The 15,027-nt window shown below is 40.4% G+C and carries 12 protein-coding genes and 3 pseudogenes; 13 read left to right on the top strand and 2 right to left on the bottom strand.

Annotated features, from left to right (window positions below):
* Positions 1-255 precede the first annotated feature (255 nt).
* Positions 256-462 carry a nickel-binding protein HpnL gene (gene hpnL, locus QT76_RS07365; protein ID WP_080242482.1) on the bottom strand — a complete coding sequence of 69 codons (207 nt, stop codon included), beginning with the start codon at positions 460-462 and terminating at the stop codon, positions 256-258.
* Between the two features lie 253 nt (positions 463-715).
* Between hpnL and rsmA the strand changes: the two genes are divergently transcribed.
* From rsmA to QT76_RS08165, 6 genes and pseudogenes are all read left to right on the top strand, one after another.
* Positions 716-1,531, top strand: a complete 816-nt coding sequence (rsmA, locus tag QT76_RS07360; RefSeq protein WP_033617218.1) for a 16S rRNA (adenine(1518)-N(6)/adenine(1519)-N(6))-dimethyltransferase RsmA — start codon at positions 716-718, stop codon at positions 1,529-1,531.
* Positions 1,532-1,568: 37 nt separating this feature from the next.
* Positions 1,569-3,641: a ribonuclease J gene (locus QT76_RS07355; RefSeq protein WP_033617217.1), complete on the top strand. Its 2,073-nt coding sequence runs from the start codon at positions 1,569-1,571 to the stop codon at positions 3,639-3,641.
* Positions 3,625-4,614: a KpsF/GutQ family sugar-phosphate isomerase gene (locus QT76_RS07350; protein WP_033617216.1), complete on the top strand. Its 990-nt coding sequence runs from the start codon at positions 3,625-3,627 to the stop codon at positions 4,612-4,614. The genes QT76_RS07355 and QT76_RS07350 overlap by 17 nt, the downstream gene beginning before the upstream one ends.
* Positions 4,611-5,684 (top strand): dual-specificity RNA methyltransferase RlmN, encoded by a 1,074-nt coding sequence (rlmN, locus tag QT76_RS07345; protein WP_033617215.1) that lies wholly within the window; start codon positions 4,611-4,613, stop codon positions 5,682-5,684. The genes QT76_RS07350 and rlmN overlap by 4 nt, the downstream gene beginning before the upstream one ends.
* A 175-nt stretch (positions 5,685-5,859) precedes the next feature.
* Positions 5,860-5,979: pseudogene (locus tag QT76_RS08740) on the top strand (hypothetical protein); the annotation flags it as partial.
* A gap of 384 nt (positions 5,980-6,363) precedes the next feature.
* A pseudogene (locus QT76_RS08165) lies at positions 6,364-7,208 on the top strand (outer membrane beta-barrel protein).
* Between the two features lie 123 nt (positions 7,209-7,331).
* Here QT76_RS08165 and QT76_RS07325 read toward each other — a convergent pair.
* A complete protein-coding gene (locus QT76_RS07325) occupies positions 7,332-7,952 on the bottom strand; it encodes a hypothetical protein (RefSeq protein WP_033617213.1) in 621 nt (206 codons plus the stop codon).
* A gap of 101 nt (positions 7,953-8,053) precedes the next feature.
* On the opposite strand from QT76_RS07325, the gene QT76_RS07320 reads away from it, so the two are divergent.
* The 7 genes and pseudogenes from QT76_RS07320 to QT76_RS07290 all read left to right on the top strand — a co-directional run.
* Positions 8,054-8,308: an RNA-binding S4 domain-containing protein gene (locus tag QT76_RS07320; RefSeq protein WP_001217177.1), complete on the top strand. Its 255-nt coding sequence runs from the start codon at positions 8,054-8,056 to the stop codon at positions 8,306-8,308.
* A gap of 20 nt (positions 8,309-8,328) precedes the next feature.
* Positions 8,329-11,091 carry an isoleucine--tRNA ligase gene (ileS, locus tag QT76_RS07315; protein WP_033617212.1) on the top strand — a complete coding sequence of 921 codons (2,763 nt, stop codon included), beginning with the start codon at positions 8,329-8,331 and terminating at the stop codon, positions 11,089-11,091.
* 16 nt (positions 11,092-11,107) lie between these two features.
* A complete protein-coding gene (locus tag QT76_RS07310) occupies positions 11,108-12,022 on the top strand; it encodes a CpaF/VirB11 family protein (RefSeq protein ID WP_033617211.1) in 915 nt (304 codons plus the stop codon).
* Complete coding sequence (fliI, locus tag QT76_RS07305; RefSeq protein ID WP_033617210.1) at positions 12,023-13,327, top strand: flagellar protein export ATPase FliI; 1,305 nt, start codon at positions 12,023-12,025, stop codon at positions 13,325-13,327.
* A 10-nt stretch (positions 13,328-13,337) separates the two neighbouring features.
* Complete coding sequence (fliQ, locus tag QT76_RS07300) at positions 13,338-13,604, top strand: flagellar biosynthesis protein FliQ (protein ID WP_000445741.1); 267 nt, start codon at positions 13,338-13,340, stop codon at positions 13,602-13,604.
* A 3-nt stretch (positions 13,605-13,607) separates the two neighbouring features.
* Positions 13,608-14,387, top strand: a complete 780-nt coding sequence (locus QT76_RS07295; RefSeq protein ID WP_033617209.1) for a UDP-N-acetylmuramate dehydrogenase — start codon at positions 13,608-13,610, stop codon at positions 14,385-14,387.
* A 98-nt stretch (positions 14,388-14,485) separates the two neighbouring features.
* Positions 14,486-15,027 (top strand): annotated as a pseudogene (locus QT76_RS07290) (EcoRI family type II restriction endonuclease); the annotation flags it as partial.

Below are 15,027 nucleotides of genomic sequence, written 5' to 3'. Positions count from 1 at the left end.
CCCCATTAAAAACACCCCTAGATTGCACCAAATACGCAAGACAAAGTTTTACGCCCCATTATGACCACTCATTAATAAACCTAATCTTTATTGGATAGAAAACAGAGCCATTTGTCAAGCATCAAAAGAGGGATTTTAAAAGTTTAAAAATCTAACAGAGCTAAAAAAGTTAGTTTAAATGGATAAATTTACTAGATTAAAAGAAAGAGTTAAAAGCTAGGAGTAGCCCTAAGGCCACCCCCACAAACGCCCCAATCAATATTGTTGGTTTTGTTGTTGTGCTTTTTGTTGTTGCTGTTGTTGAGCTTGTTGCTCTGCTTGTTGTTCGGCGTGTTGTTGCGCGTTATGGTGATGGTGTTCGCCGCCATAATAATGGTGGTGGTGTGCGTGGTGATGGTGGTGGTGTTGGCTGTTAGCCTGTTGTTGTTGCTGTGCTTGGTGTTGTTGTTCATGGTGTGCCATGATGACTCCTTTAATTGAAATTTAAATTCTAGCTCATTGGCTAGGATTTCATTCTATAATGCAAAATCTAACCAATTATTAACGAAAAAGATTTTAATACTAATTTTTAACACGAGCGCCAATTCAAGCGCTCCTATTGTCAAAACTACCAACATCTTTGAATGAAAAAAACTATAATAAAGAAGTTGCATTAAAAAGGAAAGACAAATCCCCTTTTTAAGGTATAATATGAGGAATTTTAGAAGCGCTTCTTATGGTAGTAGCTAAAAAGTCTTTAGGACAGCATTTTTTAACGGACGAGTCGTTTTTAGATAGGATCGTTAATGCTTTGCCCCCCTTAAACCCGTTAAAATTGATTGAAATTGGCGTGGGGCTAGGGGATTTGACTCTCAAGTTGTTGGATCGCTATCCTTTAAAGACTTATGAGATAGATAGCAATTTGTGCGAGAAAATGCGAGCGAGGTTAAAGGCAGAAAAAAAGCCTTTTCAATTGGAATTGGTAGAAAAAGACGCTCTTTTTTTGAAAGAAGAAGAGCCTTATTTTTTGATCTCTAATTTGCCTTATTATATCGCTACTAGGCTTGTTTTAAACGCGCTCAAAGACCCTAAATGCAGGGGCTTATTGGTGATGACGCAAAAGGAAGTGGCACTCAAATTTTGTGCTAAAGATTCACAGAACGCTTTAAGCGTTTTGGCTCACACAATAGGGAATATTACCCTTTTGTTTGATGTGCCGCCTAGCGCGTTTAGCCCGCCTCCAAAAGTGTTTTCTAGCGTGTTTGAAGTGATCAAAGAGCCATCAAAAGAAAAGGCGTTAGCTTCATTAGCCCAAGCGCCATTTTTTGAAGAAGCCCTACAAAAAGGGTTTGAAACATTAGAAGATTTTTTGAAAGCTTGTTTCTCATCTCCCAGGAAGACGCTTTCAAACAATCTTAAAAAAAGCGTTTCTTATAAAGAAAAGCTTGATAAGGTGTTAGATTTTCTAGCGTTAGAAAACCAACCAACAAGCGTGAGGGCGTCTGAGGTAAAAGATTATCTCAAGCTCTTAAATTACCTTTTAAAAGGCTAATGCCTTTTAAAAAAATTGAAATAAAGGAATAAAAGTTATGACGGATAACAACCAAAACAATGAAAACCATGAAAACAGCAGTGAAAATTCAAAAGCTGACGAGGCGCGAGCCGGGGCGTTTGAGCGATTCACCAACCGCAAAAAGCGTTTCCATAAGGAAAATGCGCAAAAAAATGAAGAATCTTCGCACCATGAAGCGTCTTCGCACCATAAAAAAGAGCATCGCCCCAACAAAAAACCCCATAACCACCACAAACAAAAGCACGCCAAAACACGAAATTACGCCAAAGAAGAATTGGATAACAACAAAGTAGAGGGCGTTACGGAGATTTTGCATGTGAATGAGAGAGGGACTTTGGGCTTTCACAAGGAGCTAAAAAAGGGCGTTGAAGTCAATAATAAGATTCAAGTGGAGCATTTAAATCCGCATTATAAGATGAATTTAAACTCTAAAGCGAGCGTTAAAATCACGCCTTTAGGGGGCTTGGGCGAGATTGGGGGGAATATGATGGTCATTGAAACCCCAAAAAGCGCGATCGTGATTGATGTGGGCATGAGCTTCCCTAAAGAAGGGCTCTTTGGCGTGGATATTTTGATCCCTGATTTTTCTTATTTGCACCAAATCAAGGACAAGATCGCCGGTATTATCATCACCCACGCCCATGAAGATCACATAGGGGCGACGCCTTATTTGTTTAAAGAGTTGCAATTTCCCCTTTATGGCACGCCTTTGAGTTTAGGGCTGATCGGGAGCAAGTTTGATGAACATGGTTTGAAAAAATACCGCTCGTATTTTAAAATCGTAGAAAAGCGTTGCCCCATTAGCGTGGGTGAATTTATCATTGAATGGATCCACATCACGCACTCCATCATTGACAGCAGCGCTTTAGCGATCCAAACTAAAGCCGGAACCATCATTCATACCGGCGATTTTAAGATCGATCACACCCCAGTGGATAATTTGCCCACTGATTTGTATCGTTTAGCGCACTATGGCGAAAAGGGAGTGATGCTTCTTTTAAGCGATTCCACCAACTCCCATAAATCCGGAACCACGCCGAGTGAAAGCACCATAGCGCCGGCTTTTGACACGCTTTTTAAAGAAGCACAAGGGAGGGTGATTATGAGCACCTTCTCTAGCAATATCCACCGGGTCTATCAAGCCATCCAATACGGCATTAAATACAACCGCAAGATCGCTGTGATCGGGCGCTCTATGGAAAAAAACCTAGACATCGCCAGAGAATTAGGCTATATCCATTTGCCTTATCAATCTTTTATTGAAGCCAATGAAGTCGCTAAATACCCGGATAATGAAGTCTTAATCGTAACGACCGGCTCACAAGGCGAAACCATGAGCGCGCTTTATCGCATGGCGACTGATGAGCACCGCCACATTTCTATCAAACCCAACGATTTAGTCATCATCTCCGCTAAAGCCATTCCTGGCAATGAAGCGAGCGTTTCAGCGGTATTGAATTTTTTGATCAAAAAAGAAGCTAAAGTGGCTTATCAAGAATTTGACAATATCCATGTGAGCGGGCATGCCGCCCAAGAAGAGCAAAAGCTCATGTTAAGACTCATTAAGCCTAAGTTTTTCTTACCCGTGCATGGGGAATATAACCATGTCGCGCGCCACAAGCAAACCGCTATTTCTTGTGGGGTGCCTGAAAAAAATATCTATTTAATGGAAGATGGCGATCAAGTGGAGGTTAGCCCCACATTTATCAAAAAAGTAGGCACGATTAAAAGCGGTAAAAGCTATGTGGATAACCAAAGCAATTTGAGTATTGATACAAGTATTGTGCAACAAAGAGAAGAAGTCGCTAGCTTAGGGGTGTTTGTGGCTACAATTTTTGTGAATAAAAACAAGCAAGCGCTTTTAGAAAGCTCTCAATTTTCCAGTTTAGGGCTTGTGGGCTTTAAAGATGAAAAGCCTTTGATGAAAGAAATTCAAGGGGGATTAGAGGTGTTATTGAAATCCAGCAACGCTGAAATTTTGAATAACCCTAAAAAATTAGAAGATCACACTCGTAATTTCATCAGAAAAGCGCTCTTTAAAAAGTTTAGAAAATACCCGGCTATCATTTGTCATGTCCATGCTACCTGATTACAACGCTACCGCTATACAAGTCTTAAAAGATGAAGCGAGCGCGCTTTTAGAAAGCGTTAAGCAATTCCAAGAACCTAACGATTTGGAAGCGATTGTCAAGCTCATTTTAAAAAGCCAAGAAAAAGGGGGTAAGCTTGTGATAGTGGGCGTGGGCAAGAGCGCTTTAGTGGCGCAAAAAATCGCTGCTTCCATGCTAAGCACCGGTAACAGGAGCGCGTTTTTACACCCCACAGAAGCCATGCATGGGGATTTGGGCATGGTGGAAAAAAACGATGTGATCTTAATGATTAGCTATGGGGGCGAGTCTTTGGAATTATTGAATCTAGTGAGCCATTTAAAACGCTTGAGCCATAAAATCATCACTTTCACTAAAAGCCCTACTAGCTCGCTCTCCAAACTTGGCGATTATTATTTAAGCTTAAAAATTAAAAAAGAAGCTTGTCCCATTAACACCGCCCCAACGACTTCCACTACCCTAACTTTAGCCTTAGGCGATGTTTTAATGGCATGCTTGATGCGAGCGAAAAACTTCAGCCAAGAAGATTTTGCCTCCTTTCATCCGGGCGGGCTTTTGGGCAAAAAACTTTTTGTCAAGGTTAAAGACTTATTGCAAACCACGAACCTCCCCTTAATCGCTCCTAATACAAGTTTTAAAGACGCGCTCATAGAAATGAGTGAGAAACGCCTAGGCAGCGCGATTTTAGTCAATGAGGCTAACGAGCTTGTGGGGGTGTTAAGCGATGGCGATGTCCGTAGGGCGTTATTAAAAGGGGTGAGTTTAAAGAGCGAAGTGAGGCATTTTGCCACTTTAAAGCCTAAAAGCTTTAAGAATTTAGACGCTCTTCTTTTAGAGGCGTTAGAATTTTTAGAGCGCCATAAGATCCAGCTTTTAGTGTGCGTAGATGATTATAATAAGGTTTTAGGGGTCTTGCACTTGCACCAACTTTTAGAATTAGGGCTTAAAGCATGAAAGCGAGCATTTATGATTTCACTTTAGATGAATTGAGTCAGCTTTTAAAACCAAGTTTTAGGGCTAAACAGCTTTATTTGTGGCTCTATGCGAAGTATAAAACAAGCTTTAAAGACATGCAAAATAATTTTTCAAAAGATTTTATCGCTTATTTAGAGCGAGAATTTACTTTGCGCACGATAGAAATCACGCATGTGAGAAAGAGCGTTGATGGCTCTAAAAAATACCTTTTTAGATCTTTAAGGGACAACCACACTTTTGAAGCGGTGTTGTTGAAAATGAAAGACAAAAAGATTGATGAAAAGACTAACGCCATTTTAGAGGGGGAAAAATACACCGTATGCGTGTCTTGTCAAATAGGCTGTCAAGTGGGTTGCTCGTTTTGTTTCACTCAAAAAGGCGGTTTTGTAAGGAATTTAAAAGCGAGCGAGATCATCCAGCAAGCCCTACTCATTAAAGAAGACAATAACCTCCCCATTGAAAAAGCGCTCAATATTGTTTTTATGGGAATGGGCGAGCCTTTGAACAATTTAGATGAGGTGTGTAAAGCGATTGAAATTTTTAATACCGGCATGCAAATTTCGCCTAAAAGAATCACCATTTCCACGAGCGGCGTGGCCGATAAAATCCCCATTTTAGCGGGCAAAAACTTAGGCGTGCAATTAGCCATATCCTTACACGCTGTAGATGACAAAACGCGCTCATCTTTAATGCCCTTGAATAAAAAATACAACATTGAATGCGTTTTGAATGAAGTGAGGAAATGGCCTTTAGAGCAGCGCAAAAGAGTGATGTTTGAATACCTTTTGATCAAAGATCTAAACGATAGCCTGGATTGCGCTAAAAAACTTTTAAAACTTTTAAACGGCATTAAATCCAAAGTGAATTTGATCTTATTCAACCCGCATGAAGGCTCTAAGTTTGAACGCCCCAGCTTGGAGAGCGCTAAAATGTTTGCGGATTTTTTAAACTCTAAAGGCTTATTATGCACCATTAGAGAATCCAAAGCTTTGGATATTGAAGCGGCTTGCGGGCAATTGAGGGAGAAAAAACTCTCTCAGCAAATTTGAAAACTCTTTTTGTGGTGTTTGTCTTTTTTCTAATGGGGGGTGTTGATTTTTCAAAATTTAGGGAATAAAAATTAGCGCTAAATTTTCTTTCATTAACAATTAATTAGATTTTATATTGTAGAATAAAATCCTAGCCAGTGAGCTAGAATTTAAATTTTTAATCAAAGGAGTCATCATGGCACACCATGAAGAACAACACGGCGGGCACCACCACCATCACCACCACACACACCACCACCACTATCACGGCGGTGAACACCACCATCACCACCACAGCTCTCATCATGAAGAAGGTTGTTGCAGCACTAGCGATAGTCATCATCAAGAAGAATGTTGTTGCCACGGGCATCACGAGTAATATCGGTGTGGCTAGGGGCAACTTGACTAGGGTTGTCTCTGGCTTTTGACTTTAAGATACAATCATTCCATTCTAACCCATTCTAATCAAATCCGTTAAATCCAATCCAACCAACACGCTTGATTTTTATTTTTACAAACGCTCATTAATGTTAAAAATACTCATCAATGCCTATAAAAAGTAATTTTTTATCCAATAATATTGTTAAGACTTTTGATTTAAGCTTCAACATTTCACAATATTCAAAATATTAAAACAATTTTTCAATCAAGGAAAGGGTATGCAAGTTACCCCCATTATTTAAAAACCAAATTTTTATTTTTGGCTCTGTATTCTGCGCTAGGGTTTAATCTTAGCCACGCTATAGATGAGAGCGGGCTTAATAAACTCGTTGGAAAGAAAGTTCAAGAAGCTTTAGCGAAAGAAAAAGCTAAGGCTAAACATCAAGGAGCGGATAAAAGCGCTTTTTTTGCCGGTCTTGGCTATAGCGGGATGTTTTCATGGAATTTAGCTTATAAAGATAGTTTTGTTTTGCTGCCTCACTCTCACTTCAATTTTGGTGGAAGACTCTTAGAAAGAAAAGATCCCAGCACAATCTTAAACGGCTTTAATTTTAAGGTGGGGTATCAGTATGCCGCTCCTGTTAAGATTAAAAAATGGGTTTTGGCGTTAGGGGAGGGTTCCAATATTCCTATAAAGCGGGCAATTACATGGAAAAAGATAAATACCAACAATACTTATTTGGAGTGATACCCATAGACACAATAAGTCCTGTTTCTTTTTTTAATGGTGGTATGATAACAATGTCAACTTACAGCTTTTTTATGGATTTTTTACACAATGTGTATGAAAATGAGAAGTTTTTCATCGGTTATTTTATAGGGGCTGGGTTAGGGGGTGAGAGCGTAACAGCCAATGTTCTTAAAGATTTTGGTAATATATTAGCGCAATTGGCGCAATTTCAGGGCTATGGCTCACTAGGGCTAAGGATGGGTGATAAACACCACACGCTAGAATTGAGTGCAAGCATCCATGGCGACGCTCCTAGTTGTTCTTTAAAAAAGTTAAAGAGTTGCGAAAGCGTGAGGGTTTCACAAGCAAAAATCCCTAGGGGCATTTTTGAAAGCTATGTTACTTGGAGCGCGGATTATGTTTATCGGTTTTAAAAGTTTTTAAAAATTTAATGACTTTGTAATTGAATAGGGGTAATAAAATCTAAAAAATGCTTTAAGCATTTTTTACAATCTAATCATAAAGGGCTTACGAAAAGCGAACGATCGCTTCATGCTTCATTGTTCCAACCCCCATGCGTCTTTAAAAGAAGCGTTTTTAAGCTTTAAATTCAAGCTCCCTTCAATCCATTGGGTATTAGCCCCCTTTTCGTTATTGTCAAACAAGAACACCCCTAAAAGGCCTCTAGGGGTTTTAATCAGGCTCAATTCCACGCTAGGAAGAATGATCCTGCTGTCAGGTTTGACTTCAAAGGCTAGGAAAAAGGGGCGGTTGTTTTTGAAATCGTAGCCATTTTTGGTGTATGAATAGCCGGGGGCGCTTTGCAAGATGCCTTTTTGAGTTTCCACGCTAAAAGAATCCAAGTAATAAAACCCAGGCTCTAGCTTGAACGATTGGACTTTGGCTAAAGTATAGCGGTTTTTCCATAAAAGCATGAAACGATTGCTCCCTAGCATGAATAAAGGCCCCCTAGGGTCTTTGAGCTTTATTTTGGGGTTTTTCTTAAGCGTTTCATTGTGTTTGGCGACAATTCCTCTATCCACTTTACGCCAATAAGTGCGCACGCTCTGGCCTTGATGCGCGATATACATATTCACCAAACCAGAATGATGGCCTTTAGGGGGCAAACAAGAGGCTAATAAAAAAGCCAATAACAAACTCACAATTTGAAACTTCAAACAAATTCCTTAAAAAGAGTGGTGGCTGAATGCTAACATGCTAAAACTAAAACCCTTATAAGTTATGGCTAAAAACTTAAAGAATAGGGTAAAATAAACGCATGCGAATAGACAAATTTTTACAATCAGTGGGTTTAGTGAAGCGGCGCGTTTTAGCGACAGATATGTGCAATGTAGGGGCGGTGTGGCTCAATGGGAGTTGTGCTAAGCCCAGTAAAGAAGTGAAAACAGGCGATGTGATTAGCTTGCATTATTTAAAAGGGATAGAAGAATACACGATTTTACAAATCCCCACTTTAAAAAATGTGCCGCGAAAAGACACGCACCTTTATATCGCTCCTAAAACAAAAGAATAATAAAGCAAAGGATAAATATAATGAAAGAATACAAAGACACCTTAAACTTAAACGAAACCACCTTTTCTATGAAAGGGAATTTGAGCGTCAATGAGCCTAAAACTTACGCCAAATGGCAAGAACAACAAGCGTTCAAACGCATGCAAAATAGGAAAGATAACCATGGGGATTTCACTTTGCATGACGGGCCGCCTTATGCGAACGGGCATTTGCATTTAGGGCATGCCTTAAATAAGATTTTAAAAGACATTGTCGTTAAAAGAGAATATTTTAAGGGGAAGAAAATCTATTACACGCCCGGTTGGGATTGCCATGGCTTACCCATTGAGCAGCAAATTTTAGAACAATTGGAAAAAGAAAAAACGAGCCTAGAAAACCCCACGCTGTTTAGAGAAAAGTGCCGAGATCATGCGAAGAAGTTTTTAGAAATCCAAAAGAACGAGTTTTTGCAATTAGGCGTTTTGGGGGATTTTGAAGATCCTTATAAAACCATGGATTTTAAATTTGAAGCGAGCATTTATAGGGCTTTAGTGGGAGTGGCTAAAAAAGGGCTTTTGAAAGAGCGCCACAAGCCTATTTATTGGAGTTATGCATGCGAGAGCGCTTTAGCGGAAGCTGAAGTGGAATACAAGATGAAAAAATCGCCCTCCATTTTTGTGGCGTTTGATTTGAAAAAGGAGGGTTTAGAAAAATTAAAAGTCAAAAAAGCGAGCTTGGTGATTTGGACGACCACGCCTTGGACTTTGTATGCGAATGTGGCGATCGCTTTGAAAAAAGACGCTGTTTATGCGCTCACCCAAAAAGGCTATTTAGTCGCTAAAGCCTTGCATGAAAAATTAGCCGCTTTAGGGGTGGTGGATAATGCGATCACGCATGAATTTAATTCCAATGATTTAGAATATTTAGTGGCTACAAACCCGCTCAATCAAAGGGATTCGCTGGTGGTTTTAGGGGATCATGTGAGTTTAGAAGACGGCGCAGGAGCCGTGCATACCGCGCCCGGGCATGGTGAAGAGGACTACCATTTAGGCTTAAAATACCATTTAGAAGTGTTGATGTCTGTAGATGAAAAGGGTTGCTATGATGAGGGCATTATCCATAACCGATTATTAGATAAAAGCTATCTGGGCGAGCATGTTTTTAAGGCTCAAAAACGCATTATAGAACAATTGGGCGATTCTTTATTGCTAGAGCGAGAGATTGAGCATTCTTATCCGCATTGTTGGAGGACGCACAAGCCTGTGATTTACAGAGCGACCACGCAATGGTTTATTTTAATGGATGAGCCTTTCATGCAAAATGATGGCTCTCAAAAAACCTTAAGAGAAGTGGCTTTGAATGCGATTGAAAAGGTGGAATTTGTGCCAAGCAGCGGGAAAAACCGCCTAAAAACCATGATAGAAAACCGCCCTGATTGGTGCTTGAGCCGGCAAAGAAAATGGGGCGTGCCACTGGCCTTTTTTATAGACAAACGCACCAATAAGCCTTGTTTTGAGAGCGAAGTTTTAGAACATGTGGCGAATCTTTTTGAAGAGAAAGGCTGCGATGTGTGGTGGGAGTTTAACATAAAGGATTTATTGCCCCCTAATTATCAAGATAACGCCAAGCATTACGAAAAAGTCATGCACATTTTAGACGTGTGGTTTGATAGCGGTAGCACTTTTAAGGCGGTTTTAGAAGACTATCATGGGGAAAAGGGGAAAAGCCCTAGCGATGTGGTTTTAGAAGGGAGCGATCAGCATAGGGGGTGGTTTCAAAGCTCGCTTTTAATCGGTTGTGTTTTAAACAACCAAGCCCCTTTTAAAAAGGTCATTACGCATGGCTTTATCGTAGATGAAAAGGGCGAAAAAATGAGCAAATCTAAGGGCAATGTGGTGTCTTTGGATAATTTACTCAAAAAGCATGGGAGCGATGTGGTGCGTTTGTGGGTGGCGTTTAATGACTATCAAAACGATTTGAGAGTCTCTCAAACCTTTTTCATTCAAACAGAACAGCATTATAAAAAATTCCGTAACACCTTGAAATTCTTACTCGCCAATTTTAGCGATATGGATCTCAAGAATTTAGAACGCCCCCATGACTTTAGCCCTTTAGATCATTTTATATTAGAGGCTTTAGAAACGATAAGCGCTGGAGTCAATAGCGCGTTTGAAGAGCATGATTTGGTGAAGGGCTTGAATATTTTAATGGCGTTTGTTACCAATGAATTGAGCGGGATTTATTTAGACGCTTGTAAGGATAGTTTGTATTGCGATAGCAAAAATAATGAAAAACGCCAAGCCATTCAAATGGTCTTACTCGCTGTGGCTAGTCAATTGTGCTACTTTTTAGCCCCGATTTTAACGCACACGATTGAAGAAGTTTTAGGGCATAGCCAGGTGCTTTGTGCGTTTTTACAAGCCAAAGACGTGTTTGATTTAAAAGATATTAGCGTTTTAGAAAAACTCCACCTTAAAGAGTTTAAAAAACCAGAAAATTTTGAAGCCGTTTTGGCCTTGCGTTCTGCCTTTAATGAAGAGTTAGACCGATTGAAAAAAGAAGGTGTGGTTAAAAATTCGTTGGAATGCGCTATTGAGGTGAAAGAAAAAGCGTTGCGTGAAAATTTGATAGAAGAATTGCTGATGGTAAGCTTTGTGGGGACTGCAAAAGAAAGATTGAGCGAAACGCCAGCATTCACGCTCTTTAAAGCCCCTTTTTATAAATGCCCCAGGTGTTGGCGTTTTAAAAGCGAGTTAGAAAACACCCCTTGCAAGCGTTGCGAAGAGGTTTTAAAAGAGCGATGATAAAAGGATAGGGCTTTTGGAAACTTTACAAACCCATAGAGTTTTACAAGCCCTAATCGGCCATTTCACCCCATTTTTAGAAAGCGGGATCACAGAGCTTATCATCAATACCGAGCAAGAGCTTTGGCTTTATAAGATCAATAACACCCGAGAAAAAAGAGGGCATGCGCTTTTTGATAAGGCGTTTTTACTGAGATTTTGCGAGCAATTGGCCAGTTTTAGGGGGTTGTTTTTTGATGAAGAACACCCCACCTTAAATTGCTCTATCCCTTTCACGCGTTATAGGGTGAGCGCGAATCACTTCAGTATCACTACGAACAATCAAATCACGCTCAATATCCGTGTGCCTAGGCTCAAGCCCTTAAGTTTAGACGATTTCACTTTCAAAGCAAGCGATCCAGAAAGTTTGAAAAATTTGGCGCTAAAAGGGCATAACATTCTCATTAGTGGGGAGACTTCAAGCGGTAAAACAAGCTTACTCAACGCTCTTTTAGATTGCGTCAATAAAGATGAAAGGGTGGTGAGCGTTGAAGACAGCCAAGAATTGGATTTAAAGGCGTTTAGTAATTGCGTGGGGCTTTTAGTGGGCAAGCAAGAAAACGGGTGCTTTAATTATGAAGACGCCCTCAATATGGCCATGCGCTTAAACCCGGACAGACTCATTGTGGGCGAGATTGACACCAGGAATGCGGCGCTCTTTTTGCGTTTAGGAAACACCGGGCATAAGGGCATGCTCTCAACCATTCACGCTAATAGCGCTCAAAACACTTTAGAAGCCCTTTCACTGAATTTAAGCATGCGTTATACGCATTCTTTAGATAAGGATTTGATGCGAGCGTATTTTAAGAGCGCGATTGATGTGATCGTGCATGTGAATAGAATCAATGATGAGCGCCAAATCGCTGAAGTCTTATGGACTAAAGAGCTTTAAATGCCCCTAAAATCCTTAAAAAACCGCTTGAATCAACGTTTTGATCTATCGCCTCGCTACGGGAGCGTGAAAAAAATCATGCCCAATATCGTTTATGCGGATGGCTTTAACCCCTCTGTGGGCGATGTGGTGAAGATTGAAAAAAGCGATGGCACTGAATGCGTGGGAATGGTGGTAGTGGCAGAAAAAGAGCAGTTTGGTTTCACGCCCTTTAACTTTATAGAGGGGGCTAGGGCTGGCGATAAGGTGCTGTTTTTAAAAGAGGGGTTGAATTTCCCTGTGGGCCGTAATCTTTTAGGGAGGGTGCTTAACCCTTTAGGGCAAGTCATTGACAATAAGGGGGCATTGGATTATGAGCGATTAGCACCTGTCATTACAACGCCTATAGCCCCTTTAAAAAGAGGCTTGATTGATGAGGTTTTTAGCGTGGGGGTGAAGAGCATTGATGGGCTTTTGACTTGCGGTAAGGGGCAAAAACTGGGCATTTTTGCCGGCTCTGGGGTGGGTAAATCCACGCTAATGGGCATGATCACTAGGGGTTGCTTAGCGCCGATTAAAGTGATCGCTTTGATTGGGGAAAGGGGCAGAGAAATCCCTGAATTTATAGAGAAAAACCTGAAAGGGGATTTAAGCTCTTGCGTGTTGGTGGTCGCTACGAGCGATGATAGCCCTTTAATGCGCAAATACGGGGCCTTTTGCGCGATGAGCGTGGCGGAGTATTTTAAAAACCAAGGGCTAGACGTGTTATTCATCATGGATTCAGTGACTCGTTTCGCTATGGCTCAAAGAGAAATCGGTTTAGCCTTAGGCGAACCACCCACTTCCAAAGGCTACCCCCCATCCGCGCTTTCCTTATTGCCTCAATTAATGGAGAGGGCGGGCAAGGAAGAAAATAAGGGGAGCATTACGGCTTTTTTTAGCGTGCTGGTAGAGGGCGATGATTTGAGCGATCCCATAGCCGATCAAGCCAGGAGTATTCTAGATGGGCATATCGTCTTAAGCAGGGAATTGACCGATTATGGGATCTACCCACCTATCAATATTTTAAACTCCGCATCAAGGGTGGCTAAAGACATTATCAGCGAGTCTCAAAACCTGCATGCGAGAAAATTCCGCCGTTTGTATGCGTTATTGAAAGAAAATGAAATGCTCATTCGCATCGGCTCTTATCAAATGGGGAACGATAAAGAGCTTGATGAAGCGATTAAGAAAAAGGCTTTAATGGAGCAGTTTTTAGCGCAAGATGAAAACGCTTTACAGCCTTTTGAACAAAGCTTTCAGCAATTAGAAGAAATTTTAAGATAAAAGGAATATCATGGAATCACAACTCATGAAACTCGCCATTGAAACTTATAAAATCACTTTGATGATTTCTTTACCGGTATTACTAGCGGGCTTAGTGGTGGGGCTGTTAGTCAGTATTTTTCAAGCGACCACTCAAATCAATGAAATGACTTTGTCTTTTGTGCCTAAGATTTTAGCCGTGATTGGGGTGCTGATTTTAACCATGCCGTGGATGACTAACATGCTTTTAGATTACACTAAAACCTTAATCAAGCTCATTCCTAAAATCATAGGCTAGCAAATGCTAGAAAAAACCATTGATTTTTCTCGTTACAGCAGCGTGAAAATCGGCACGCCTTTAAAAGTGAGCGTTTTAGAAAACGATAATGAAATCTCTCAAGAACACCAGATCATCGGTTTAGCGAACAATCTTTTGATCGCTCCTAGTGCGAAAAATCTCGCCCTTTTAGGCAAAAACTACGATTATATTTGCGATCAAGGTGAGTGGGTGGAGGTAGGGGGAGCGACGAATTCTTCTAAAATTTTTAATTATTTTAGGGCGAATGATTTAGGAGGTTTGGAATTTTTAGGGCAATTGCCTGGCACTTTAGGGGCGTTAGTTAAAATGAATGCTGGCATGAAAGAATTTGAAATCAAAAACGTTTTAGAAAGCGCTTGCGTTAATAATCAATGGCTAGAAAAAGAAGCTTTGGGACTGGGCTATCGCAGCAGCGGGTTTGGCGGCGTTGTTTTAAGGGCTAGGTTTAAAAAAACGCATGGCTTTAGAGAAGAGATTTTAAAAGCGTGTAAAAGCATGCGCAAAAGCCACCCCAAATTGCCTAATTTTGGGAGCTGTTTCAAAAACCCGCCTAACGATTATGCGGGCAGGCTTTTAGAGGGCGTGGGCTTAAGGGGTTATTGCTTAAAAAGAGTGGGCTTTGCCAAAGAGCATGCGAATTTTTTGGTGAATTTGGGGGGTGCAGAATTCGAAGAAGCCCTAGATCTGATAGAACTCGCTAAAGCCAGAGTGTTACAAGAATACGGCATTCATTTAGAAGAAGAAGTGAAAATTTTGAGATAGAAAATGGCTAAAAAAATCAATCTCAAAGATTAAGCAAACAGCATAAAGAGTCTTTAGGGGTTACGAATATTTTTACCGATGAGTCCAAATTGCACGATATGGGTGTGAGCAATATCTCTAAACTTGTTATGCAAAAACTTGAAGATGAATTTAAGGGCTTGTCATTTAGGCACAGAGCAAGCATAACTAAGAGAGAAATTAATTCTGTATTGCAGGGGCTTGATGATGAACTTGGAAAGACCTTGTTTATTCAAAGTTCTAAAATAAAACCTGATGGAAGTATTATTGAGGTTAAAGATGATGAAAGGAATTGGAGAGTTATATTGATAACAGAAGCTAAATATCAGGGAAAAGATATAGAAAATATTCAAAAAGGAATATTGGTGGGTAAAGATAGTAATCAAGATTTAATGCAAGCTGGGAATGCTATAGAAAGAGCGTATAAAAATATTGCGGAGATGGCTAATTTTATGCTCAAAGAATTGCATTTTCCTTAACATTTTATTTTTAGAAGGTTCTAATTTTTTAACTCAAACCATATCGGTAAAAAGACCTGATGGAAGGTAGTAATTCTTGAGTATAATTCTGGAGTTCTTAATAGATTGGATAAATTAACGGCAGCTAATTACGGAATGCCCGT

Source organism: Helicobacter pylori SA37A, assembly GCF_000476015.1.
Lineage (GTDB): Bacteria > Campylobacterota > Campylobacteria > Campylobacterales > Helicobacteraceae > Helicobacter > Helicobacter pylori_DB.
Note: the sequence above shows the minus strand (reverse complement) of the source record. Positions and strands in the feature narration are given on the sequence as shown.